Below are 19,821 nucleotides of genomic sequence, written 5' to 3' on the forward strand. Positions count from 1 at the left end.
CCGTCCGGACCCCGCGCTGGTGACGCTGCTGGCGCGGGCCGCCGGCGCGGTCACCGGGCCGGTGCTGACCGTCTCCACGGTGACCGGCAGCGCGGCGCGCACCGCGGAGCTGGCCGCCCGCCACCCGGGCGTGGTGGCCGAGGCGATGGAGGGGTTCGGCGTGGCCGAGGCCGCCGTGCGGTTCGCGGTGCCGTTCGGCGAGCTGCGGAGTGTCTCCAACACCGTGGGCCCGCGCGACCGGGCCGCCTGGCGGATCGGCGAGGCGCTCGGGGCGCTGGAGCGCGCCTTCGCGGCCCTGCCCTACGACCGGCTGCCGTCCGGCGCACCCGGCACCCCACCGACCCAGTGACCCAGGAGGCCGACGGTGGCTGAGCCGCTGCGGATCGCGTACTCGCCCTGCCCGAACGACACCTTCGTCTTCCACGCCTGGACCCACGGCCTGCTGCCGGGCAGTGAGGCGCCCGAGGTGCTCTTCGCGGACATCGACGTCACCAACGGGCTCGCCGAGCGGGCCGAGCTGGACGTGCTCAAGATCAGCTACGGCGCGCTGCCCTGGGTGCTGGACGAGTACGCGCTGCTGCCCTGCGGCGGAGCGCTGGGGCGCGGCTGCGGCCCGCTGGTGCTGACCCGCCCCGACACGCCCGCCGACCTCAGCGGGCGGACCGTCGCGGTGCCCAGCGAGCGCTCCACCGCCTACCTGCTCTTCCGGCTCTGGGCGGCCGGCGCGGTGCCCGGCGGGCTGGGGCGGATCGTGGTGCTGCCGTTCCACGAGATCATGCCGGCGGTGCGCGACGGCCGGGTGGACGCCGGACTGGTGATCCACGAGGCCCGCTTCACCTACCAGCGCTACGGGCTGGTCAGGCTCGCCGACATGGGCGAGGCGTGGGAGCGCGAGACCGGCCTGCCGATCCCGCTCGGCGCGATCGTGGCCCGCCGCTCCCTGGGCGCCGCGCGGCTGCGCGAGCTGGCGGCGACCGTGCGCGGCTCGGTCGAGGCCGCCTGGGCCGATCCCGCCGCCTCCCGCGACTACGTGCTGGCGCACGCCCAGGAGATGGACCCGGCCGTCGCCGACCAGCACATCGAGCTGTACGTCAACGCCTTCACCGCCGACCTCGGCGAGGACGGCTACGCGGCGGTGCGCGCGCTGCTGACCCGGGCGGCCGCCGAGGGTCTGGTCCCGGCCGTCGAGCCGGACGCGCTGGCCTTCCCGTGACGGACCGCGGTCCGCTGCGGGAGGGCCGGCGCGTGCGGTCCCGGCGTCAGACGTCGAACTGGTCGGCCACCGCGCGCAGCGCGGCCGCCAGCGTCGGGCCGGAGGGCTTGGCCGGGTAGCGGCCGTGCTGCAGGCCGGGCAGCACGGCGTCCAGCATGGTGATCAGGTCCTGGACGATCGGCGCCATGTCGTCGGCGCTGCGCCGCTGCGCGGCCGCCACCGAGGGCAGCGCGTCCAGCAGGGTGATCCCCATCGCCTGGTCGCCGCGGTGCCCCGCGACCACCCCGAACTCCACCCGCTGCCCCGGCTTGAGCGCGCTCACCCCGGCGGGCAGGGCCTTGCTGTGGACGAAGACGTCGTCGCCGTCGTCGCGCGACAGGAAGCCGAACCCCTTCGTCTCGTTGAACCATTTGACCTGGCCGGTGGGCATCTCGACTGTCCTCGGTGTGGGTGTGGAGGCACCCCGGAGCGTTCCGGGGAACCGTGGCTGGATGACGTGGTGCGGGTGGCGCGTCCGCGCGACCGGCGGGGGTCGCGGATCGGACGGCGGCAGCGGTCGGGCCGTGGAACGGCGGTGCGCCGCCGGGGGCTAACGACCGCTCAGGGGTTTCACTCGCACGCGCCCGGGGGTTTCAGTCCGGCTCTGGCGAGGGGGGCCGGCACGCAGGTGGCGCGGCCGGATCGCGACGCGGCACCGTCCACTGGCTCACACCCCCTGACCGGAAACGGGGTCGGGCGACCCCGTGCGAAACCTGCATACCCCCGCCACCCGGAGTCCGAAACTCCCTGTCCCCGGGAAACCGCAGGCAGTGACGGAGGCGACATCCGGGCTGGTGGCAAGGGCGTCGGCGAGGGGCCGCGCGGTGGCGGCCGGCGGCCGATCCGTGCGCCTTCGCCGCTTCTGCGACACTGGAGCGTCGCATGGGTGGGTCGTCGTCGAGGAGTCCGTGGTGAGCAGCAGCAACGAGTCGGGCGAGCGCCTGGTACGGATCGGCGCCGTGGTCTTCGCCGTGGGCATGCTGGCCACTGTCGCCACCTTCGTCCCGCTCTTCTTCCACCTCACGCCGCTGCCGACCCCGGCCTACTTCGCGAGCATGCTGATGCCGCTGGGCTTCCTGCTGGCGCTGGCCGGCCTCTTCCGCTCGGCCCGCGCCCAGCGCCGGCGGGCCGACGCCCCGACCGGCTGAGTCCCGACCGGCCGCGTCGCGACCGGGTGCGGCCGGCCCGCCTCAGCCCGGCTGCGCGGTGAGCCGGTAGTCGGCCAGCCACTGCGGGAAGGCCGTCAGGTCGGCGAGCACCACGTCCGCGCCGGCCTCGGTGAGCGCGTCGGCGGCGTACGGGCCGGTGGCCACCGCCACCGCCACCGCGCCGGCCGCCCGGGCGCCGACGATGTCGCCGAGGTGGTCGCCGACGTAGACGCTCGCCCCGTGCTCGCGCAGCGCCGCCCCCTTGGTCTCGGCCCACAGGTCGCCCACCAGCGCGTCGTAGGCGATGCCCGCGTGCTCCAGGTGCAGCCGCGCGTTGGGCTCGTACTTGCCGGTGATCACCGCGACCCGGCCGCCCGCCGCCCGCACCGCCTCCACCGCCTCCAGCGCGCCGGGCAGCGGCACGGTCGGCGCGAAGGCGTGGTCGCGGTAGATCGCCCGGTAGCGGTCGGCGACGGCCGGCACCTGCTCGGCGGGGAACCAGTTCACCAGCTCGTCGGCCAGCGGCGGACCCAGCCGGCTGACCACCAGGTCGGCGTCGATCCGCACCCCGGTCTCCTCGGCGAGCACCAGGTAGGTCGCCCTGATGCCGGGACGGGTGTCCAGCAGGGTCATGTCGAGGTCGAATCCGACGGTGAACGGGACGGGCGCGCTGGTCGCAGACATGGGGCCAGCGTAACGAGCGCGTCGACGCCGATGATCTGCCCGGCATACCGACATAGCACGCATCTGCGACATATGCTCCCCCTGACCGCCAGTCAGGGAGACCCATGCACCGTCAGCTGTCGCGCCGGGCCGTGCTGGGCGCGGTGGCCGCCACCCTCGGCGCCTGCACCCGGACACCGGGGACCGTCCCGCCGCTGGGGGCACCCACCCCGCCCGTACCGAGCGCCACCGTCACCGCGGCCACCGGCGCCGTGACCGTCCCGGGCGCACCGCTGCGGGTGGCCGTCCTGGACACCGCCGAGCTCGACTCGGCGATGACGCTGGGCCTGACCCCGGTCGCCGCCTGCCGGGCCGCGGCCGACCGCGCCCTGCCCGGCTACTGGCCGGACTCCCGGCTCGGCTCGGTGGTCGGGGTCGGCGCGGTCGCCGCCCCCGACCTGGCGCGGCTGCGGGCGCTGCGCCCCGAGCTGATCCTGAGCAGCGTGCTGCGCGACGGCGACCGCCTGGACGCCCTGCGCGCGATCGCCCCCACCGTGCTCAGCGGCACCACCGGCTACCCGTGGAAGGACAACTTCCAGCTGCACGCCAAGGCGCTGGGCCGCCAGGCGCAGGCCGACGCGGTGGTCGCCGGCTACCGCGCCAGGCTCGCCCAGGTCTCCCGCGCCCTGGGCGGCACCGGAGCCACCGCGGGCCGCCGGGTCAGCCTGCTGCGCTTCGTGCCGGGCGGCCGGATCCGGCTGTACGGGCGGCTGAACTTCCTCGGCACGATCCTGGCCGACCTCCAGCTCGGGCGCCCGGACGCGCAGAACGTCGACCAGTTCGACGTCGAGGTCACCCCCGACCAGCTCGGCGGCGCCGACGGCGACCTGCTGCTCTACGCGGTCCACGGCGACGCGGACGCCGCCGGGGCGAACGCGGTGCTCGGCGGCCCGGCCTGGCGCGAGCTGGCGGCCGTCCGGGCGCACCGGGCCTTCCAGGTGGACGACCAGCTCTGGTTCGAGGGCATCGGCTACACCGGCGCCGGCCTGGTGCTGGCCCAACTGCAGCACTTGCTCGGCGCCTGAGTGCGGCTGGGGTGCGCCCGGTGACCACCTCCGCGCCCTTGTGACGCGCACCACACGGGGACCACCATGGCGGTATGACGAACACTCAGACCCGAGGTGAGTCACCGGCCGACTCCGCAGCGGCCGCCCGCCGCCGCAAGGCGGCCCTGGCCCACACCTTCTCGCTCGCCGCCGAGGAGTACGACGAGGCCAACGGCGGCTTCTTCAATCCGATCGGCGCCCGGCTGGCCCGCCTCGCCGGCCTGCGCCCCGGCGACCGGGTGCTGGACGTCGGCTGCGGCCGCGGCGCGGTGCTCTTCGCCGCGCTCGCCGAAGTCGGCCCCGAGGGCTACGTGGCGGGCATCGACCTGGCTCCCGGCATGGTCCGGGCGACCGCCGCGCAGGCGGCCGGACGCGGCCTGCGCAACGTCAGCGTCCGGGTCGACGACGCGGAGTCGCTGGGCTTCCCGGACGCCTCCTTCGAGGCCGCCCTCTCCTCGTGCGCGGTGATCTTCACGCCCGATCCGGCCGCGGCGCTGGCCTCGCTGCACCGGGTGCTGGTGCCCGGCGGGCGGTTCGGCTTCACCGCCTTCGGCGCGGACGAACCGGGCTGGGAGCGGCCGGGGGCCGCGCTCAACGCCTTCCTGCCGCCGTCGGCCGCGCGCCGCCGGCAGAGCCGGGCGGCCCGCTTCAACGAGTTGGGCCGCAGCCCCGAGGAGGCCGCCGAACTGCTGCACCGGGCCGGCTTCACCGACGTCCGCACCGTCGAGCACCCGGCCGCCACCCACTACCCGGACGCCACCGCCTGGTGGCGCTCGCTGCACGCGGGCGGCTGGCGCGGGGTGCTGGACGCGATCCCGGCCGAGCAGTTGGAGGCGGCCCGCAGGGCCGCGCTGGCGGAGCTCGCCCCGCTCGCCGGACCGGACGGCGGCCTGGTGCGGCGCACCGCGATCCGCTACACGACGGCGCTGCGCGACTGAGCGTCCGGTCCGACGTCCGCCGTGCGGGCGCGCCGGCCCAGCAGCGCGGTCCTGGCCCTCAGCAGCAGCGGGGTCAGCCCGTACACCACCACCGGCACGACGATCAGCGTGAGCACCAGGGTGCGCACGTAGAGCGGCAGTCGGGTGGTGTGCGGGCCGATCAGGGCGAGCGTCACGGTGATCGTGGGGTAGACGGCGAGCCAGGTGATCACGGCGCGGTGGTGCACGGTGGGAACGGACATCACAGACCCCCGGGGGCAGCGGGCCGGGGCCAATCCCCAACCGCTTGGTTGGAGTCTGCCACAGTCGTCGGGCAGACTCCAACGAATTGGTTGGGGATTGCCGTAGGGTGGACCCATGGCATGGGACACCGAGAGGACCAAGCAGCTGCTGCTGGACGCGGCCGTCCAGGAGTTCGCCGAGTACGGCCCCGAGGGCGCGCGGGTGGACCGGATCGCCAGGCTCGCCGGCGTCAACAAGGAGCGGATCTACCAGTACTTCGGCAACAAGGAGCAGCTCTTCGGCCACGTCATCGACCAGGAGCTGGCCAAGGTGATGGCCGTCGCCTCACCGGCGCCGGAGAACTGCGCGGACCTCGGCGAGTTCGCCGGGCAGCTCTTCGACTGGCACGCCGCCAACCCGACCTTCCTGCGGCTGCTGCGCTGGGAGGGCCTGCTGGTCCAGGAGCAGCCCACCGCCCAGGACGCCACCCGCGCCGCGTACTACGCCGAGCGGGTCGCCGCGATCGCCCGGGCCCAGCACACCGGCGCGATCGGCGGCGAGCTGCCCCCGCAGCACCTGCTCTACGGCGTCTTCGCGCTCTCCGCCTGGTGGTTCGCCGCGCCCAAGGTGATCGCCATGGTGATGTCCGGGCTGCCGCAGGACGACCACGCCAGCCGGCGTGCCGCCCTGGTCACCATGGCCCGCCGACTCGGCGCGGTCACCCCTGAGCCGCCCGCCGCCGCAGGGTGAGGGCCAGCAGGAAGACGGCGGAGAGCGCGGCGGCCAGCCGCAGCACCCCCGGCAACGCGGCGACGGTGGCGTGGGTGAGCGGCGCGCCCTGGGCCAGCGGCGCGCCCCAGCGGTGCTGCGCCCGTCCCCAGAACCAGAGGGTGGAGCCGGTCATGCAGACCATCGGGACCCCGAAGACCGCGAACTTCTTGGCCAGGTCGCCCAGCGCCTGCGAGAAGTAGGTCAGCACCCAGCCGGCCGCCAGGACCGGGATCAGCCCGGTGACCGTGCCGCCGACCAGCACCAGGGCCGCCAGCAGCAGCAGCGGCGAGGGCCGGCGGCCCGTCAGCGGACCGCGCGGGCGGCCGACTGCCGCGCCGGGCTCGGCCACCGGCTGCGGTGCGCCTCGCCGTCGCCACCGGCGCCGGCCGGGGACCGGCGCGGCCTGTCCCACCGGCTCGTCCTGGTCGGCCTCATCGGCCGCCGGCTCCGGCGGCAGCGTGTCGTCGGGCGGGTAGCTGATCGACACCTCGCTCCAGCCGGGGAAGTCGGCGAGCGTCGGCGGCCGGACCGGGCCGTCCTCGTCCAGCACGGGCGAGGCCGGCGCGATCAGCCACGCCGCGGCGGCGGCCGCCGGCTCGACCGGGCGGTCCGGGCCGGATCCCGGTGCGGGCGCCGGCCGCTTGCGGAAGATCGAACGCGCGCCCGACTGGCGGGGCACCTCGGGTCCCGCCGCGGCACCCGGCGCGGGCCCACGGCCGGGCCGTGCGAGGGGCGGTGGCGGCACCGAGCGGTGCACGGCCGGCTCCGCCAGGTACACCCCGTCCTCCCCGGGCTCCCGGTCGGGCGGCTGACCGCCGGGCGGGGTGCCCAGCACCCGCCAGGGCCCGTCCACCCGCCACCACTCGCCGCCCGACAGCCCGCCGGTCAGCCCCGCGCCGGACCCGCCCGGCGCCCGGCCGGACCCCTCCGACCGGTCCGGACCCGGCCCGCCCGACCCTGCACCCGCCATCGCCCGCCACCCTGTTCCGCGCTCCAGGCCCCACCGTCCGCTGACGCTACCGACTGGCGTCCAGCCGCGCGAGCCCCATCCGCCCTATGCCCAGGGCGCCCCCGCGCCACCCTCGCCACCTGCCCGAAACCGGATCCGCCGGTCCGTGGTCAGCCCGGGGACACTCACGCCGACTACTCTGGATCGGATGACCACCGAGCCGAACGGACAGCCCGGCAGGGCCCGCACCCTTGCCGAAGAGCTCCGCGCCCGCAGCGACCAGGCGATCGCCACCCTGCTGCGGCTGCGCCCCGATCTGCTCAACCCCGTGCCCACCGACCTGACCCAGCTCGCCGCCCGGCTCTCCAGCCGGGCCTCGGCGCTGCGCGCGCTGGAACGGCTGGACCGCTTCACGCTGCAGGTCGCCGAGGCGCTGGCGGCCGCGCCGGACGGCTGCCCCGACACCGTGCTGCGCGACCTGCTGGCCGGTCCGGCCCGGGTCAAGGCGCACCCCGCCGCCGAGCCGGTGAGCCGGCCGGCGGTGATCGCGGCGCTGCCGGCGGCGCTGGCCGCGCTGCGCGAGCGCGCCCTGCTCTGGGGTCCGGACTCGGCCCTGCGCCTGGTCATCGCGGTGCGCGAGGCGCTGGCCCCCACCAGCCTCTCCCCCGGCGGCACCCAGCTGGGCCCCACGCTCGGCGAGGCCACCCTGGGGATGTCCCCGGCCCGCCTGCAGCAACTGCTGGCCGGCGCGGGCCTGGGCGGCACCGCCGACCCGGTCACCGCCGTCGCCGCGCTGAGCGCCCTGTTCACCGACCGCAAGCGGTGCGCCGCCCTGCTCGCGCAGGCGCCGCCGGCCGCCCTCGGGGTCCTCGACAAGCTGGTCTGGGGCCCGCCGACGGGCACCGTCCCGGACGCCGCCCGCCCGGTCACCGCCACGGAGGCGCGCAGCCCCGTCGACTGGCTGCTGGCCCGCGGCCTGCTGCTGCCCTCCGGCGCCGGCACCGTGGTGCTGCCCCGCGAGCTGGCCCTGTACCTGCGCGGCGGGCGCAGCCACCAGCGGGTGGAGCCCACCGCCCCCGCGCTGGTCGCCACCGTCGAGCGCGACCCGCAGACGGTGGACCGGGCGGCCGCCGGGCAGGCGTACACCGCGGTGCGCACCATCGAGGAGCTGCTCGACCTCTGGGGCCTGCAGCCGCCGCCCGTGCTGCGGGCCGGCGGGGTCGGCGTCCGTGACCTCAAGCGGGCCGCGCTGGCTCTGGAGACCGGCGAGAGCCAGGCCGCCTTCTGGCTCGAACTGGCCTACTGCGCGGGCCTGCTGGCCCCCGACGGGGAGAGCGGGGAGTCCGCCGCGCGGACCGGCGAGGTCTGGGCGCCGACCCCCGCCTACGACCTGTGGCTGCAGCAGCCGGTGGCCGAGCGCTGGACCGTGCTGGCCCGGGCCTGGCTGGCCGCCAGCCGGGTGGCCGGCCTGGTCGGCGCGCCCGACGGCAAGGGCAAGCCGCGCGCCGCGCTCGGCCCCGAGCTGGACCGGGTGCCCGCCCCCGCCACCCGGCGCGCCGTGCTCAGCCTGCTCGCCGCGCTGCCGCCCGGCTCGGTGGCCGACGCGGCCGTCCTGCTGCCCGTCCAGCGCTGGACCCGCCCGCTGCGCGGCGGCGCGGTGGGCCCCGACGGGCTGGACCTGCGCGAGCACCTCACGCACTGGACGCTGGCCGAGGCCGAGCTGCTCGGCGTGACCGGGCGCGGCGCGCTCGCCGGGCACGCCCGCGCCCTGCTGGCGGGCCAGGATCCGGCGCCCGCGCTGGACCCGCTGCTGCCGCAGCCGCTGGACCACGTGATCCTGCAGCCCGACCTGACCGCGATCGCCCCCGGGCCGCTGCTCACCCCGCTGGCCCAGGCGCTGTCGCTCTGCGCCGACATCGAGTCCAAGGGCGGCGCGACGGTCTACCGGTTCACCGCCACCTCGGTGCGCCGCGCCCTGGACGCCGGGCGCACCGCCGCCGACCTGCACGCCTTCCTGGAGCAGCACTCGCGCACCCCCGTCCCGCAGCCGCTCGGCTACCTGATCGACGACGTGGCCCGGCGGCACGGCGTGCTGCGGATCGGCGCCGCCTCGGCCTACCTGCGCTGCGACGACCCGGCGCTGCTGGCCGAGGTGCTCGCCGACCGGCGGGCGGCCGAGCTGCGGCTGCGGCTGCTGGCCCCCACCGTGCTGGCCGCCCAGGCCGCGCCCGACACGGTGCTCTCGGTGCTGCGCGCGATGGGCTACGCGCCGGCCGCCGAGTCCGCCGAGGGCGACCTGGTGATCACCCGCCCCGACAGCCACCGCACCCCGCCGCGCACCGCGCCGGTGCCGGTCGCCGACGGGCCCACCGGCCCCGACGACGTGCTGCTCGGCGCCGCCGTCAAGGCGATCCGGGCCGGCGACCGGGCCGCCACCGCGACCCGGCGCGAGACGGTGGCCGGCCCCGCGGCCGGCCGCACCGAGCAGGCCCAGGCCCGCACCGACACCCGGCACCTGCCGCGCACGGCCGCCGCCGACACGCTGGCCGCGCTGCAGACCGCCGTGCTGCTCGGCGAGCGGATGTGGATCGGCTACATCAACGCCGAGGGCCTGGCCTCGCAGCGGGTGGTCGACCCGGTGAAGGTCGAGGGCGGCTACGTCACCGCCTACGACCACCACGCCGAGAAGCTCAACACCTTCGCGCTGCACCGGATCACCGGCGTCGCCGAGCTCGACGAGGACTGAGGACGAGGCCGGCAGGCTCCGGCGGACGGTGACGGGCGGACGGTGACGGGCGGACGGTTACAGGCCGCCGCCGGTCAGCCCCGAGGCCGCCGTGCCGGTCCCGCTGCTGGTGGCCCCGCCGGTCGCGCCGCCGACGGCGGTGCCCAGGACGTCCTGCACCCGGTCGAGCACCGGACGGCCGGACTCCCGGGTGCTCGGCGGGCCGGACTGGGCCAGGCCCTCCGCGTGCGCCGCGGGCGCGGCCAGTGAGGCGGCCACCCCGACCACCAGGGATCCGACGGCGAGCATGCTGCGCTTCTTCATACCTGACCCAACGACAGCCGCCCCGATACGTCACCCATCCGCCTCAACGCACCCGGCCGGCGACGTAGGCTCGGCGCATGGAGATCGCAGAGCTCGCCCCGGGGATCCGCTGGGCCGTCACCGACCGGCTCGGCGGCGTGAGCCGGCCCCCGTACGCCTCGCGCAACCTCGGCTTCGGTACCGACGACCGGCCCCAGGACGTCCGGCGCAACCGGGAGTTGACCGCCGCGGAACTCGGCCTCGACCCGGACCGGGTGGTCTGGATGCGCCAGGTGCACAGCGCCACCGTGGCCCGGGTGAGCCGGCCCTTCGGCGCCGAGGCGCCCGGGCTGGACGCGGTCTTCACCACCGAGCCCGGCCTCGCGCTGGCCGCGCTGGGCGCCGACTGCGCCACCGTGCTGCTGGCCGACCCCGTGGCCGCGATGGTCGGCGCCGCGCACTCGGGACGGGTCGGCACGCTCGGCGGGGTGGTGCCCGCGCTGGTCGCGGCGATGGCCGAAGCCGGCGCCGAGCCCGCCCGGATGACCGCCCTGGTCGGGCCGATGGCCTGCGGGCGCTGCTACGAGGTGCCGGCGGCCATGCGCGAGGAGGCGGTCGCCGCCCTGCCGCAGACCGGCTCCACCACCCGCCGCGGCACCCCGGCCCTGGACCTGCGCGCGGGCATCGGCGCGCAGCTCGCCACCGCCGGCGTGGGCACCGTGCGCCACGACGACCGCTGCACCATCGAGGACGGCGCGCTCTTCTCGCACCGCCGTGACCAGCCCACCGGCCGGTTCGCCGGCTACGTCTGGCTGACCGGCTGAACCCGGCCCACCGACCGCGATCCCGCGCTCCCCCGCGGAAGCCCCGCCGATGCGCGACACTGGAGGGTCTGCGCCTGACCCTATGGAGGACTGCTCAACGTGAACGACGGGCCCCTGATCGTCCAAAGCGACAAGACTCTCCTGCTGGAGATCGACCACCCCAAGGCCGCCGACTGCCGGCGCGCCATCGCGCCGTTCGCGGAGCTGGAGCGGGCGCCCGAGCACGTGCACACCTACCGGGTGACGCCGCTGGGCCTGTGGAACGCGCGGGCCGCCGGGCACGACGCCGAGCAGGTGGTGGACGCGCTGGTCAACTACTCGCGCTACCCGGTGCCGCACGCCCTGCTGGTGGACGTGGCCGACACCATGGCGCGCTACGGGCGCCTGCAGCTGAGCAAGCACCCCGTGCACGGCCTGGTGCTCACCACCACCGACCGCCCGGTGCTGGAGGAGGTCCTGAAGTCCCGGAAGATCATGCCGCTGGTCGGCAACCGGGTCGACCCGGACACCGTGATGGTGCACCCCTCCGAGCGCGGCCAGATCAAGCAGGTGCTGCTCAAGCTCGGCTGGCCGGCCGAGGACCACGCCGGCTACGTGGACGGCGAGGCGCACCCGATCGACCTGGAGCAGGACGGCTGGCACCTGCGGCCCTACCAGCAGCAGGCCGTGGAGGGCTTCTGGCACGGCGGCAGCGGCGTGGTCGTGCTGCCCTGCGGCGCGGGCAAGACGCTGGTCGGCGCGGCGGCGATGGCCGAGGCCAAGTCGACCACGCTGATCCTGGTCACCAACACCGTCTCGGCCCGGCAGTGGAAGCACGAGCTGGTCAAGCGGACCTCGCTGACCGAGGACGAGATCGGCGAGTACAGCGGCACGAGGAAGGAGATCCGCCCGGTCACCATCGCCACGTACCAGGTGATGACCACCAAGCGGAAGGGCGTCTACGCCCACCTCGAGCTCTTCGACGCCCGCAACTGGGGCCTGGTGGTCTACGACGAGGTGCACCTGCTGCCCGCGCCGGTCTTCAAGTTCACCGCCGACCTGCAGGCCCGCCGCCGGCTGGGCCTGACCGCGACCCTGGTGCGCGAGGACGGCCGCGAGGGCGACGTCTTCAGCCTGATCGGCCCCAAGCGCTTCGACGCGCCGTGGAAGGAGATCGAGGCGCAGGGCTACATCGCGCCCGCCGACTGCTGCGAGGTGCGGGTCACCCTGAGCGACTCCGAGCGCCTGGCCTACGCCACCGCCGAGCCGGAGGAGCGCTACCGCTTCTGCTCGACCACCGCGACCAAGCGCCGGGTGGTGGAGTCGCTGGTCAAGAAGCACGCCAAGGACCAGACGCTGATCATCGGGCAGTACATCGACCAGCTGGACGAGCTGGGCGAGGTGCTGAACGCCCCGGTGATCAAGGGCGAGACCAGCAACGCCCAGCGCGAGAAGCTCTTCGAGGCCTTCCGGTCCAAGGAGATCAGCGTGCTGGTGGTCTCCAAGGTGGCGAACTTCTCCATCGACCTGCCGGAGGCGACCGTCGCCATCCAGGTCTCGGGGACCTTCGGCTCGCGCCAGGAGGAGGCCCAGCGCCTGGGCCGGGTGCTGCGCCCCAAGGCGGACGGGCACTCGGCGCACTTCTACTCGGTGGTGGCCCGCGACACGGTCGACCAGGACTTCGCCGCCCACCGGCAGCGCTTCCTGGCCGAGCAGGGGTACGCCTACCGGATCATCGACGCCGACGACGTCTGACGACGTCCGGCGCGGGGCTAGAGCTTGACGCCGTCGCGGCCGAGGAAGACCACGCGCGCGGCGGTGTCGAGCGCGATGCCGACGTTGCGGACCGCGGTGGTCAGGGGCTTGCGGCGGCGGGGGCGCTCCAGCTGGGTGGCGCCCGCGGGAGGGGTGGACAGGGACTCGGTGGTGGTGCGCGCCCGGGGGGTCTTGGCCGCTGCCGGGGGCGCCGTGAGGTGAACGGTGCTCATGGGTTCCACGGTAGTTTTCGCCGGGCCCGGACACATCGGTCCAAGGACCCCTGTTCCATCCGGCGAAGTCGTCCTGCGGGCGTACGCTCCCCCACCCGCCCCCTACGGCCGTCCCCTACGGCGGTGGGCGCGGTGCGGGGCCGGCGCGGCGGCGCACCGCGGATCCGGCCCGGGGAAATCCGTTCGCGCGGGCACCGCCCGGGGTCTAAGCTGTCCGGTCTTGCCCCCTCCCGAACCGTGGTGCCGCTCGTGGCAGCCGTGGGAGGCCCTGACCGCTCGGCAACCGGCCAGGTTTCCTCACCGTGAGCTACGACGAGACCGCCGCGACCGTGCACCGGCGCGGCCGGGAAGGTTCGCTGTGCACTCCCCCGCCACCCCCGACGCCGCCGACCCCCTGCAGCGCGAGCGCGACCACCTCTCCTCCTCGCGCGCCGCCCTGCGCGCCATGCGCGAGGACGCGCAGTCCCTGGACATCTCCGACGTGGCCGGCAGCTGGGTCACCGCCGCCGTCCTGCACAACCAGATCCAGCGGCGGATCGCCGCGCTGGCCGACCTCGCGCACACCCCGCTCTTCTTCGGCCGGCTCGACTTCCTGCACGCCCACGTGCCCGACGCCGTGGGCCCGGCCGGCGCGGGTGACACCGCCACCGGCGCCACCCGCGAGCGGTTCTACATCGGACGCCGGCACGTGCACGACGACCAGGGCGACCCGATGGTGATCGACTGGCGCGCCCCGGTCTCGCAGACCTTCTACCAGGCCAGCCGCAAGGACCCGATGGACATCGAGCGGCGCCGTCGCTTCGGTTACACCGGCGGCGAGCTGACCGCGTACGAGGACGAGCACCTGAGCGACCCGGCGGAGGCCGAGAGCGCCTCCGCGCTGCTGGCGGCCGAGATCGAGAAGCCGCGCGTCGGCCCGATGCGCGACATCGTGGCCACCATCCAGCCCGAGCAGGACGAGATCGTGCGCGCCGACGTCGGCGGCACGGTCTGCGTCCAGGGCGCCCCCGGCACCGGCAAGACCGCCGTGGGCCTGCACCGGGTCGCCTTCCTGCTGTACGCGCACCGCGAGCGGCTGGCCAAGGCCGGCACCCTGGTGATCGGGCCGAACACCTCCTTCCTCTCCTACATCGAGCAGGTGCTCCCCGCGCTCGGCGAGCTGGAGGTCGCCCAGGCCACCGTGCAGGACCTGGTGGCGCACGTCGAGGTGCGCGGCCAGGACAGCGCGCAGGCCGCCCGGATCAAGGGCGACGCGCGGATGGCCGAGGTGCTGCGGCGCGCGGTGCGGTCCGGCATCACGCTGCCGGCCGAGCCCTGCGTGGTGGTCCGCGGCTCCCGGCGCTGGCGGGTTCCCGCCTACGAACTGGTGGAGATCATCGAGGAGTTGTCCGCCCGGGAGATCCGCTACGGGGCGGCCATGGAGGCCCTGCCGCAGCGGATCGCGCACGCCGTGCTGCTGAAGATGGAGCAGGGCGGCGAGGCGCCCGACGACCGGGTGCAGGACGCGGTGGCGCGCTCGCCGCAGGTCAAGGCCACCGTCCGGGCCTGCTGGCCGGCCGTGGACCCGGCCAAGCTGGTGCACCGGCTGCTCACCGACCGGGACTTCCTGGCCGCCTGCGCGCAGGACCTGCTGGACGAGCGGGAGCAGGCCGCGATCCTCTGGGCCAAGCCGGGCCGGTCGCTGAAGACCGCGCCGTGGACCGCCGCGGACGCCGTGCTGGTCGACGAGGCCAACGACCTGGTGCGGCGCACCCCCTCGCTCGGCCACGTGGTGCTGGACGAGGCGCAGGACCTCTCGCCCATGCAGTACCGCGCGGTGGGCCGCCGCTGCAGCACCGGCTCGGCCACCGTGCTGGGCGACCTCGCCCAGGGCACCACCCCCTGGGCGACGGCCAGTTGGCCCGAGGCGCTGCACCACCTGGGCAAGCCGGGCGCGCACGTCGAGGAGCTCACCACCGGCTTCCGGGTGCCCGGTGAGGTGATCGCCTACGCCTCGCGGCTGCTGCCCGCGATCGCCCCCGGCCTGGCGCCGGCCACCTCGATCCGTGACGCCGAGGGCTCGCTGACGATCCGTCACACCCCCGACGACCTGGTCGGCTCGGTGGTCGCCGCCTGCCGCGCGGCACTGGCGCACGAGGGCTCCACCGGCCTGATCGTGGCCGACGCGCGCATCGCCCGCTACGAGGCCGCGCTCGCCGGGGAGGGGCTGGACTACCTGACGCCGGGGACCGAGACCACCGCCGAGTCCCGGCTCACCCTGGTGCCGGCCTCGCTGGCCAAGGGCCTGGAGTACGACTACGTGGTCCTGGACGAGCCGGCCGCGGTGGTGGCCGGCGAGCCGGACGAGCGCACCGGGCTGCGCCGGCTCTACGTGGCGCTGACCCGCGCGGTCTCCGGCCTCACGGTGCTGCACGCCGAGCCGCTGCCGGCGCAGCTCGGCTGAGCCGGCCCCCTCCCGCCGCGCGGCAACCGCGCGGCGGGACAGCGCGGTGACCCGCCGGGCCGCACACCAGGCCCGGGCACGCCCAGCTCAGACCCCGATCAGCTCCCGCCACTGCGCCACCTTGGCGGCGTCCACCGGGCTGTCCCAGCCCGCGACCCGGACCGCGCCGCCCACGTGGAAGGCGTCGAAGCCCTCCGCGCGCAGCTCCGGGACGTGCTCGGCGTGCAGGCCGCCACCGATCAGCAGCCGCTGGCGGTAGCCCGGTTCGCCCGCCTTGACCAGCTCGCCGGCCAGCACCTCGCGCCCGGCCGCCACGCCGGCCGCGGCGCCCGAGGTGAGGAAGGTGTCCAGGCCCGGCAGTTCACCGACCGCGGCGCGCACCGCCGAGCGGTCCGCGCTGTGGTCGATCGCCCGGTGGAAGGTCCAGGGGCAGCCCTGGACCGCCTGCGCGAGCGCCCGCACGGCGGGCAGGTCGACGGCGCCCTCGGCGTCCAGGAAGCCGAAGACGAACTCCTCGGCGCCCTCGGCGCGCAGCGCGGCGGTCCGGGTGAGCAGCTCCTCCAGGTCGCCGGGGGTGAAGCCGTCGCGGATCCGCAGCATCACCCGCAGCGGCAGGTCGACGGCCGCCCGGATGGCGGCGAATGCGGCCACCGTGGGGGTGAGCCCGTCGGCGGCCATGTCGGTGACCAGTTCGAGGCGGTCGGCACCGCCGGACTGCGCGGCCTGGGCATCGTGCGCGGTCAGCGCGATGACTTCGAAGATTGGTCTAGACATATCGCTTACCCTGCCACACCACCCGCCCCTGCGGCGAGCCCCCCGTGACCGAAAGACCGGCCCCACCCGCGTGGTGGCGATCGCCCACCCCGACGCCGCGGCCCGCGGCCCGCCGAGGACAATGGCCGCCATGGCGACCGAACCGCATCCCGCGACCGATGCCCTGCTGGAGCGCTGGAACGCGCTGCTGACCCGCTGCGGGGCGAGGGTCGACCCGGCTCCCTACGGCCGGGAGCTGCTGCGGCGCTGGGCCGAGCCGCAGCGCCGCTACCACACCACCGACCACCTGCTGGCGGTCCTCGACGAGGTGGACGCGCTCGCCGGGGACGCCGACGACCCGGACACCGTGCGGCTGGCCGCCTGGTTCCACGACGCCGTCTACCAGCCGGACCGCTCGGAGAACGAGGAGCGCAGCGCCCAGTTGGCGATCCGCGCGCTGGGCGAGGCCGGGCTGGCGCAGCAACGCATCGAGGGGACCGTCCGGCTGGTGCGGCTGACCGTCAGCCACCACCCGCTGCGCGGCGACCGGGACGGCGAGGTGCTCTGCGACGCCGACCTCGCCGTGCTGGGCCGGCCGCCGCAGCAGTACGCCGCCTACGCGGCGGCCATCCGCGCGGAGTACGCCTTCGTGCCCGAGGAGGTCTTCCGCCGGGAGCGGGCGAGGATCCTGCGCCAGCTGCTCGCGCTGCCCGCGCTCTACCGCACCGCCGCGGCGCACCGGCGCCACGACGGGCAGGCCCGGGCCAACCTGGCGGCCGAACTCGCCGAACTCGCCGAGCCGACCGGGCCGGCCTAACCGACCGAGCCGACCGAGCCCGCGCGCTGAGCGGCGGGCCCGCGGCGCGGCTCAGACCAGCGCGCCCACGGCGGCCACCACGATGCCCTGCTTGCCGCACACCCAGTGCGGGTCGGGCCCCAACTCCGGCTCCACGCCGAGCGCGTGCGGATCGCCCTGGTCCGCGCAGGCCGCGCAGAGCGGCCAGCGCCCGTACGCCTCCAGCAACGCGTCCTGCACGTCCTGGGCGACCAGGCCGAGCACGAACTCGGCGCCGTCCGGCCACTGCTCCAGCCACCAGCGCCGGTGGGTCACCGCGTCCTCGACCAGCGAGACCACGGCGGCGTCGGCGACGTCCCGGGCGGCGAGGTCGGCGAGGACCAGCGCCCGGGCGCGGTGCAGGGCGTCTTCGATATCCGGCATACCCGCCATTCTCCCGCACGCCGGGGCACGTCGTGCCACGTCGGGCCACGGGCCGCCACGTCCCACCGGCGCCGCGACCGCACCCGCCAACGCCGACAGGGCGGCCTCCCGGAGGAGGCCGCCCTGTCGGACGATCAGACCAGCTGGTCCCGAATCAGCGATTCAGGATCAGAAGTCCATGTCACCGCCCGGCATGCCGCCGCCGGCGGCCGCGGCGGCCTTCTCCGGCTTGTCGGCGATGACGGCCTCGGTGGTGAGGAAGAGCGCCGCGATGGAGGCGGCGTTCTGCAGCGCGGAGCGGGTGACCTTCGCCGGGTCGATGATGCCCGCGGCGATGAGGTCGACGTACTCGTTGGTCGCGGCGTTCAGGCCGTGGCCGGCGGGGAGGTTGCGCACCTTCTCCACCACGACACCGCCCTCGAGGCCGGCGTTGATCGCGATCTGCTTGATCGGGGCCTCGAGCGCCACGCGCACGATGTTGGCACCGGTCGCCTCGTCGCCCTCGAGCTCCAGCTTGTCGAACGCGACCGAGGCCTGCAGCAGCGCCACGCCACCACCGGCGACGATGCCCTCCTCGACGGCCGCCTTCGCGTTGCGAACGGCGTCCTCGATGCGGTGCTTGCGCTCCTTGAGCTCGACCTCGGTCGCCGCGCCGGCCTTGATGACGGCCACGCCGCCGGCCAGCTTGGCGAGGCGCTCCTGGAGCTTCTCGCGGTCGTAGTCCGAGTCGCTGTTCTCGATCTCGGCGCGGATCTGGTTGACCCGGCCGGCGACCTGGTCGCTGTCGCCGCCACCGTCGACGATGGTCGTCTCGTCCTTGGTGATGACCACCTTGCGGGCGGTGCCCAGCAGGTCCAGGCCCGCGTTCTCGAGCTTGAGGCCGACCTCCTCGGAGATCACGGTGCCACCGGTGAGGATGGCGATGTCGCCGAGCATGGCCTTGCGGCGGTCACCGAAGCCCGGGGCCTTGACGGCGACGGACTTGAAGGTGCCACGGATCTTGTTGACCACCAGGGTCGACAGGGCCTCGCCCTCGACGTCCTCGGCGATGATCAGCAGCGGCTTGCCGCTCTGCATGACCTTCTCGAGGAGCGGGAGCAGGTCCTTGACGGAACCGATCTTGGAGTTGGCGATCAGGATGTACGGGTCGTCGAACGACGCCTCCATCCGCTCCAGGTCGGTGGCGAAGTAGGCCGAGATGTAGCCCTTGTCGAAGCGCATGCCCTCGGTGAGCTCGAGCTCCAGACCGAAGGTGTTGCTCTCCTCGACGGTGATGACGCCTTCCTTGCCGACCTTGTCCATGGCCTCGGCGATGAGCTCGCCGATCTGGGTGTCGGCGGCCGAGATGGAGGCGGTCGAAGCGATCTGCTCCTTGGTCTCCACGTCCTTGGCCTGGGCGAGCAGCTGGTCCGAGACGGCCGCGACGGCCTTCTCGATACCGCGCTTGAGCGCCATCGGGTTGGCGCCGGCCGCGACGTTGCGCAGGCCCTCGCGAACGAGCGCCTGGGCCAGCACGGTGGCGGTGGTGGTGCCGTCGCCCGCGACGTCGTCGGTCTTCTTGGCGACCTCCTTGACGAGCTCCGCGCCGATCTTCTCGTAGGGGTCCTCGAGCTCGATCTCCTTGGCGATGGAGACGCCGTCGTTGGTGATCGTGGGGGCGCCCCACTTCTTCTCAAGGACGACGTTGCGGCCCTTGGGGCCCAGCGTCACCTTGACGGCGTCGGCAAGCTGGTTCATGCCGCGCTCAAGGCCGCGGCGAGCTTCCTCGTCAAACGCGATGATCTTGGCCATCGGAAGTGGTCCTCCAGGACACGGTCGACTGCTCGGACCAGAGGTGCCCGCGACGGACGGCCCTGGTATGCGGGGGTCCTGTCCCCTACCGCTCCCGGGGGCCTCACCGGCCGGTCCGTTTGTCACTCTCAAGCTGAGAGTGCTAACGCCAATGATTAGCACTCTCGCATGGCGAGTGCAAGCTCTATGGGGCAACGCGCCAGAACGGCGGCAGGCCCGCACCGGGTCCCCAGCGGGGACGGGTGCGGGCCTGCGCCGAACAGAACCGACCAGCTCAAGGCCGAGCCGAGGCTCCGAGGTTCGGAAAGGTCAGACCGCCGCGCGGACCATGTCCGCCTGCGGGCCCTTCTGCCCCTGGGAGATCTCGAACTCGACCCGCTGGCCCTCCTCGAGGGTGCGGTAGCCGTCCATCTGGATCGCGCTGTAGTGGACGAACACGTCCGCACCACCGTCGACCGCGATGAAGCCGTAGCCCTTCTCCGCGTTGAACCACTTGACGGTGCCCTGAGCCATTCCGAACTCCCCTAGTGCTGTGCTGGCCCTTCACGTGCCCGCAGGTCGCGGGCCCGGGTCTGGTCGGACCGCTCCGAAGGAAACCCCCCTGGGCGCGATCCTTTACGCCGCACCAGCCCACCCCCGAGCGCCAGTTGGCGCTGGCGAAGCAGGCGAGTGCGTCGACCGCGGCTGAATGTATCCGCATCGGCGCCCTCTGCAACAGGCCCACTCACCGCAAATTCGGTCGGGCCG

General features: G+C 75.0%; 21 protein-coding genes. 11 read left to right on the forward strand and 10 right to left on the reverse strand.

Features of this window, described 5'->3' with window-relative positions:
* Together ABD323_RS15070 and ABD323_RS15075 are read left to right on the forward strand one after the other, a co-directional pair.
* A partial coding sequence (locus ABD323_RS15070; protein WP_486327150.1) for a phosphorylase family protein occupies window positions 1–349 on the forward strand: 349 nt, incomplete at its 5' end.
* Window positions 350–364: 15 nt separating this feature from the next.
* Window positions 365–1,213: a 1,4-dihydroxy-6-naphtoate synthase gene (locus ABD323_RS15075; protein WP_344442063.1), complete on the forward strand. Its 849-nt coding sequence runs from the start codon at window positions 365–367 to the stop codon at window positions 1,211–1,213.
* 46 nt (window positions 1,214–1,259) lie between these two features.
* Here ABD323_RS15075 and ABD323_RS15080 read toward each other — a convergent pair whose 3' ends face one another.
* Window positions 1,260–1,643, reverse strand: a complete 384-nt coding sequence (locus ABD323_RS15080; RefSeq protein WP_344442064.1) for a cold-shock protein — start codon at window positions 1,641–1,643, stop codon at window positions 1,260–1,262.
* A gap of 520 nt (window positions 1,644–2,163) precedes the next feature.
* Here ABD323_RS15080 and ABD323_RS15085 point away from each other — a divergent pair.
* Window positions 2,164–2,400: a hypothetical protein gene (locus ABD323_RS15085; RefSeq protein ID WP_344442065.1), complete on the forward strand. Its 237-nt coding sequence runs from the start codon at window positions 2,164–2,166 to the stop codon at window positions 2,398–2,400.
* Window positions 2,401–2,442: 42 nt separating this feature from the next.
* Here ABD323_RS15085 and ABD323_RS15090 read toward each other — a convergent pair whose 3' ends face one another.
* A complete protein-coding gene (locus ABD323_RS15090; RefSeq protein WP_344442066.1) occupies window positions 2,443–3,084 on the reverse strand; it encodes an HAD family hydrolase in 642 nt (213 codons plus the stop codon).
* A gap of 104 nt (window positions 3,085–3,188) precedes the next feature.
* Here ABD323_RS15090 and ABD323_RS15095 point away from each other — a divergent pair, with 104 nt between their 5' ends.
* Together ABD323_RS15095 and ABD323_RS15100 are read left to right on the forward strand one after the other, a co-directional pair.
* The gene (locus tag ABD323_RS15095) at window positions 3,189–4,148 is read left to right on the forward strand and encodes an ABC transporter substrate-binding protein (RefSeq protein ID WP_344442067.1); all 960 of its coding nucleotides are present in this window, start codon (window positions 3,189–3,191) and stop codon (window positions 4,146–4,148) included.
* A 74-nt stretch (window positions 4,149–4,222) separates the two neighbouring features.
* Complete coding sequence (locus ABD323_RS15100; RefSeq protein ID WP_344442069.1) at window positions 4,223–5,107, forward strand: class I SAM-dependent methyltransferase; 885 nt, start codon at window positions 4,223–4,225, stop codon at window positions 5,105–5,107.
* Here ABD323_RS15100 and ABD323_RS15105 read toward each other — a convergent pair.
* A complete protein-coding gene (locus tag ABD323_RS15105; protein ID WP_344442071.1) occupies window positions 5,083–5,349 on the reverse strand; it encodes a putative antibiotic biosynthesis monooxygenase in 267 nt (88 codons plus the stop codon). The two genes, ABD323_RS15100 and ABD323_RS15105, sit on opposite strands and share 25 nt — an antisense overlap.
* Window positions 5,350–5,464: 115 nt before the next feature.
* Between ABD323_RS15105 and ABD323_RS15110 the strand changes: the two genes are divergently transcribed.
* Window positions 5,465–6,079, forward strand: a complete 615-nt coding sequence (locus ABD323_RS15110) for a TetR/AcrR family transcriptional regulator (RefSeq protein WP_344442072.1) — start codon at window positions 5,465–5,467, stop codon at window positions 6,077–6,079.
* Here ABD323_RS15110 and ABD323_RS15115 read toward each other — a convergent pair.
* On the reverse strand, window positions 6,048–7,070 hold the full coding sequence (locus ABD323_RS15115; protein ID WP_344442073.1) for a hypothetical protein: 1,023 nt from the start codon (window positions 7,068–7,070) through the stop codon (window positions 6,048–6,050). The two genes, ABD323_RS15110 and ABD323_RS15115, sit on opposite strands and share 32 nt — an antisense overlap.
* A gap of 187 nt (window positions 7,071–7,257) precedes the next feature.
* Here ABD323_RS15115 and ABD323_RS15120 point away from each other — a divergent pair, with 187 nt between their 5' ends.
* On the forward strand, window positions 7,258–9,795 hold the full coding sequence (locus tag ABD323_RS15120; RefSeq protein ID WP_344442074.1) for a helicase-associated domain-containing protein: 2,538 nt from the start codon (window positions 7,258–7,260) through the stop codon (window positions 9,793–9,795).
* A gap of 57 nt (window positions 9,796–9,852) precedes the next feature.
* Here ABD323_RS15120 and ABD323_RS15125 read toward each other — a convergent pair whose 3' ends face one another.
* A complete protein-coding gene (locus ABD323_RS15125; protein ID WP_344442075.1) occupies window positions 9,853–10,098 on the reverse strand; it encodes a hypothetical protein in 246 nt (81 codons plus the stop codon).
* A 77-nt stretch (window positions 10,099–10,175) separates the two neighbouring features.
* Between ABD323_RS15125 and pgeF the strand changes: the two genes are divergently transcribed.
* Window positions 10,176–10,901 carry a peptidoglycan editing factor PgeF gene (gene pgeF, locus ABD323_RS15130; protein ID WP_344442077.1) on the forward strand — a complete coding sequence of 242 codons (726 nt, stop codon included), beginning with the start codon at window positions 10,176–10,178 and terminating at the stop codon, window positions 10,899–10,901.
* Window positions 10,902–11,000: 99 nt separating this feature from the next.
* A complete protein-coding gene (locus ABD323_RS15135; protein WP_344442078.1) occupies window positions 11,001–12,635 on the forward strand; it encodes a DNA repair helicase XPB in 1,635 nt (544 codons plus the stop codon).
* Window positions 12,636–12,652: 17 nt separating this feature from the next.
* On the opposite strand, the gene ABD323_RS15140 is transcribed toward ABD323_RS15135, so the two are convergent.
* Complete coding sequence (locus ABD323_RS15140; RefSeq protein ID WP_344442079.1) at window positions 12,653–12,868, reverse strand: hypothetical protein; 216 nt, start codon at window positions 12,866–12,868, stop codon at window positions 12,653–12,655.
* A 358-nt stretch (window positions 12,869–13,226) separates the two neighbouring features.
* Here ABD323_RS15140 and ABD323_RS15145 point away from each other — a divergent pair, with 358 nt between their 5' ends.
* Window positions 13,227–15,311, forward strand: coding sequence for a HelD family protein (locus tag ABD323_RS15145; protein ID WP_344442081.1), 2,085 nt, complete (start codon window positions 13,227–13,229; stop codon window positions 15,309–15,311).
* Between the two features lie 87 nt (window positions 15,312–15,398).
* Here ABD323_RS15145 and ABD323_RS15150 read toward each other — a convergent pair whose 3' ends face one another.
* Entirely contained in the window at window positions 15,399–16,085 is a 687-nt protein-coding gene (locus ABD323_RS15150) for a copper homeostasis protein CutC (protein ID WP_344442082.1), read from the reverse strand.
* Between the two features lie 121 nt (window positions 16,086–16,206).
* Between ABD323_RS15150 and ABD323_RS15155 the strand changes: the two genes are divergently transcribed.
* Complete coding sequence (locus ABD323_RS15155) at window positions 16,207–16,881, forward strand: HD domain-containing protein (RefSeq protein WP_425556000.1); 675 nt, start codon at window positions 16,207–16,209, stop codon at window positions 16,879–16,881.
* A gap of 51 nt (window positions 16,882–16,932) precedes the next feature.
* On the opposite strand, the gene ABD323_RS15160 is transcribed toward ABD323_RS15155, so the two are convergent.
* The 3 genes from ABD323_RS15160 to ABD323_RS15170 all read right to left on the reverse strand — a co-directional run bounded on the left by ABD323_RS15160 (window position 16,933) and on the right by ABD323_RS15170 (window position 19,587).
* Complete coding sequence (locus ABD323_RS15160) at window positions 16,933–17,292, reverse strand: hypothetical protein (RefSeq protein ID WP_425555998.1); 360 nt, start codon at window positions 17,290–17,292, stop codon at window positions 16,933–16,935.
* Window positions 17,293–17,451: 159 nt separating this feature from the next.
* Complete coding sequence (groL, locus tag ABD323_RS15165) at window positions 17,452–19,074, reverse strand: chaperonin GroEL (protein WP_344442086.1); 1,623 nt, start codon at window positions 19,072–19,074, stop codon at window positions 17,452–17,454.
* 309 nt (window positions 19,075–19,383) lie between these two features.
* Entirely contained in the window at window positions 19,384–19,587 is a 204-nt protein-coding gene (locus ABD323_RS15170; protein ID WP_030289665.1) for a cold-shock protein, read from the reverse strand.
* Between the last annotated feature and the right edge of the window lie 234 nt (window positions 19,588–19,821).

Source organism: Kitasatospora nipponensis (assembly GCF_039528135.1).
Lineage (GTDB): Bacteria > Actinomycetota > Actinomycetes > Streptomycetales > Streptomycetaceae > Kitasatospora > Kitasatospora nipponensis.

What these genes read in the sequence shown, in the direction of transcription:
- ABD323_RS15160 (WP_425555998.1), bottom strand. Translation starts at nt 17,292, where the DNA reads ATGGCGGGTATGCCGGATATCGAAGACGCCCTGCACCGCGCCCGGGCG.
- ABD323_RS15140 (WP_344442079.1), bottom strand. Translation starts at nt 12,868, where the DNA reads ATGAGCACCGTTCACCTCACGGCGCCCCCGGCAGCGGCCAAGACCCCC.
- ABD323_RS15125 (WP_344442075.1), bottom strand. Translation starts at nt 10,098, where the DNA reads ATGAAGAAGCGCAGCATGCTCGCCGTCGGATCCCTGGTGGTCGGGGTG.
- ABD323_RS15110 (WP_344442072.1), top strand. Translation starts at nt 5,465, where the DNA reads ATGGCATGGGACACCGAGAGGACCAAGCAGCTGCTGCTGGACGCGGCC.
- ABD323_RS15080 (WP_344442064.1), bottom strand. Translation starts at nt 1,643, where the DNA reads ATGCCCACCGGCCAGGTCAAATGGTTCAACGAGACGAAGGGGTTCGGC.
- ABD323_RS15115 (WP_344442073.1), bottom strand. Translation starts at nt 7,070, where the DNA reads ATGGCGGGTGCAGGGTCGGGCGGGCCGGGTCCGGACCGGTCGGAGGGG.
- ABD323_RS15120 (WP_344442074.1), top strand. Translation starts at nt 7,258, where the DNA reads ATGACCACCGAGCCGAACGGACAGCCCGGCAGGGCCCGCACCCTTGCC.
- ABD323_RS15090 (WP_344442066.1), bottom strand. Translation starts at nt 3,084, where the DNA reads ATGTCTGCGACCAGCGCGCCCGTCCCGTTCACCGTCGGATTCGACCTC.
- ABD323_RS15105 (WP_344442071.1), bottom strand. Translation starts at nt 5,349, where the DNA reads ATGTCCGTTCCCACCGTGCACCACCGCGCCGTGATCACCTGGCTCGCC.
- groL (WP_344442086.1), bottom strand. Translation starts at nt 19,074, where the DNA reads ATGGCCAAGATCATCGCGTTTGACGAGGAAGCTCGCCGCGGCCTTGAG.
- ABD323_RS15095 (WP_344442067.1), top strand. Translation starts at nt 3,189, where the DNA reads ATGCACCGTCAGCTGTCGCGCCGGGCCGTGCTGGGCGCGGTGGCCGCC.
- pgeF (WP_344442077.1), top strand. Translation starts at nt 10,176, where the DNA reads ATGGAGATCGCAGAGCTCGCCCCGGGGATCCGCTGGGCCGTCACCGAC.
- ABD323_RS15155 (WP_425556000.1), top strand. Translation starts at nt 16,207, where the DNA reads ATGGCCGCCATGGCGACCGAACCGCATCCCGCGACCGATGCCCTGCTG.
- ABD323_RS15150 (WP_344442082.1), bottom strand. Translation starts at nt 16,085, where the DNA reads ATGTCTAGACCAATCTTCGAAGTCATCGCGCTGACCGCGCACGATGCC.
- ABD323_RS15100 (WP_344442069.1), top strand. Translation starts at nt 4,223, where the DNA reads ATGACGAACACTCAGACCCGAGGTGAGTCACCGGCCGACTCCGCAGCG.
- ABD323_RS15170 (WP_030289665.1), bottom strand. Translation starts at nt 19,587, where the DNA reads ATGGCTCAGGGCACCGTCAAGTGGTTCAACGCGGAGAAGGGCTACGGC.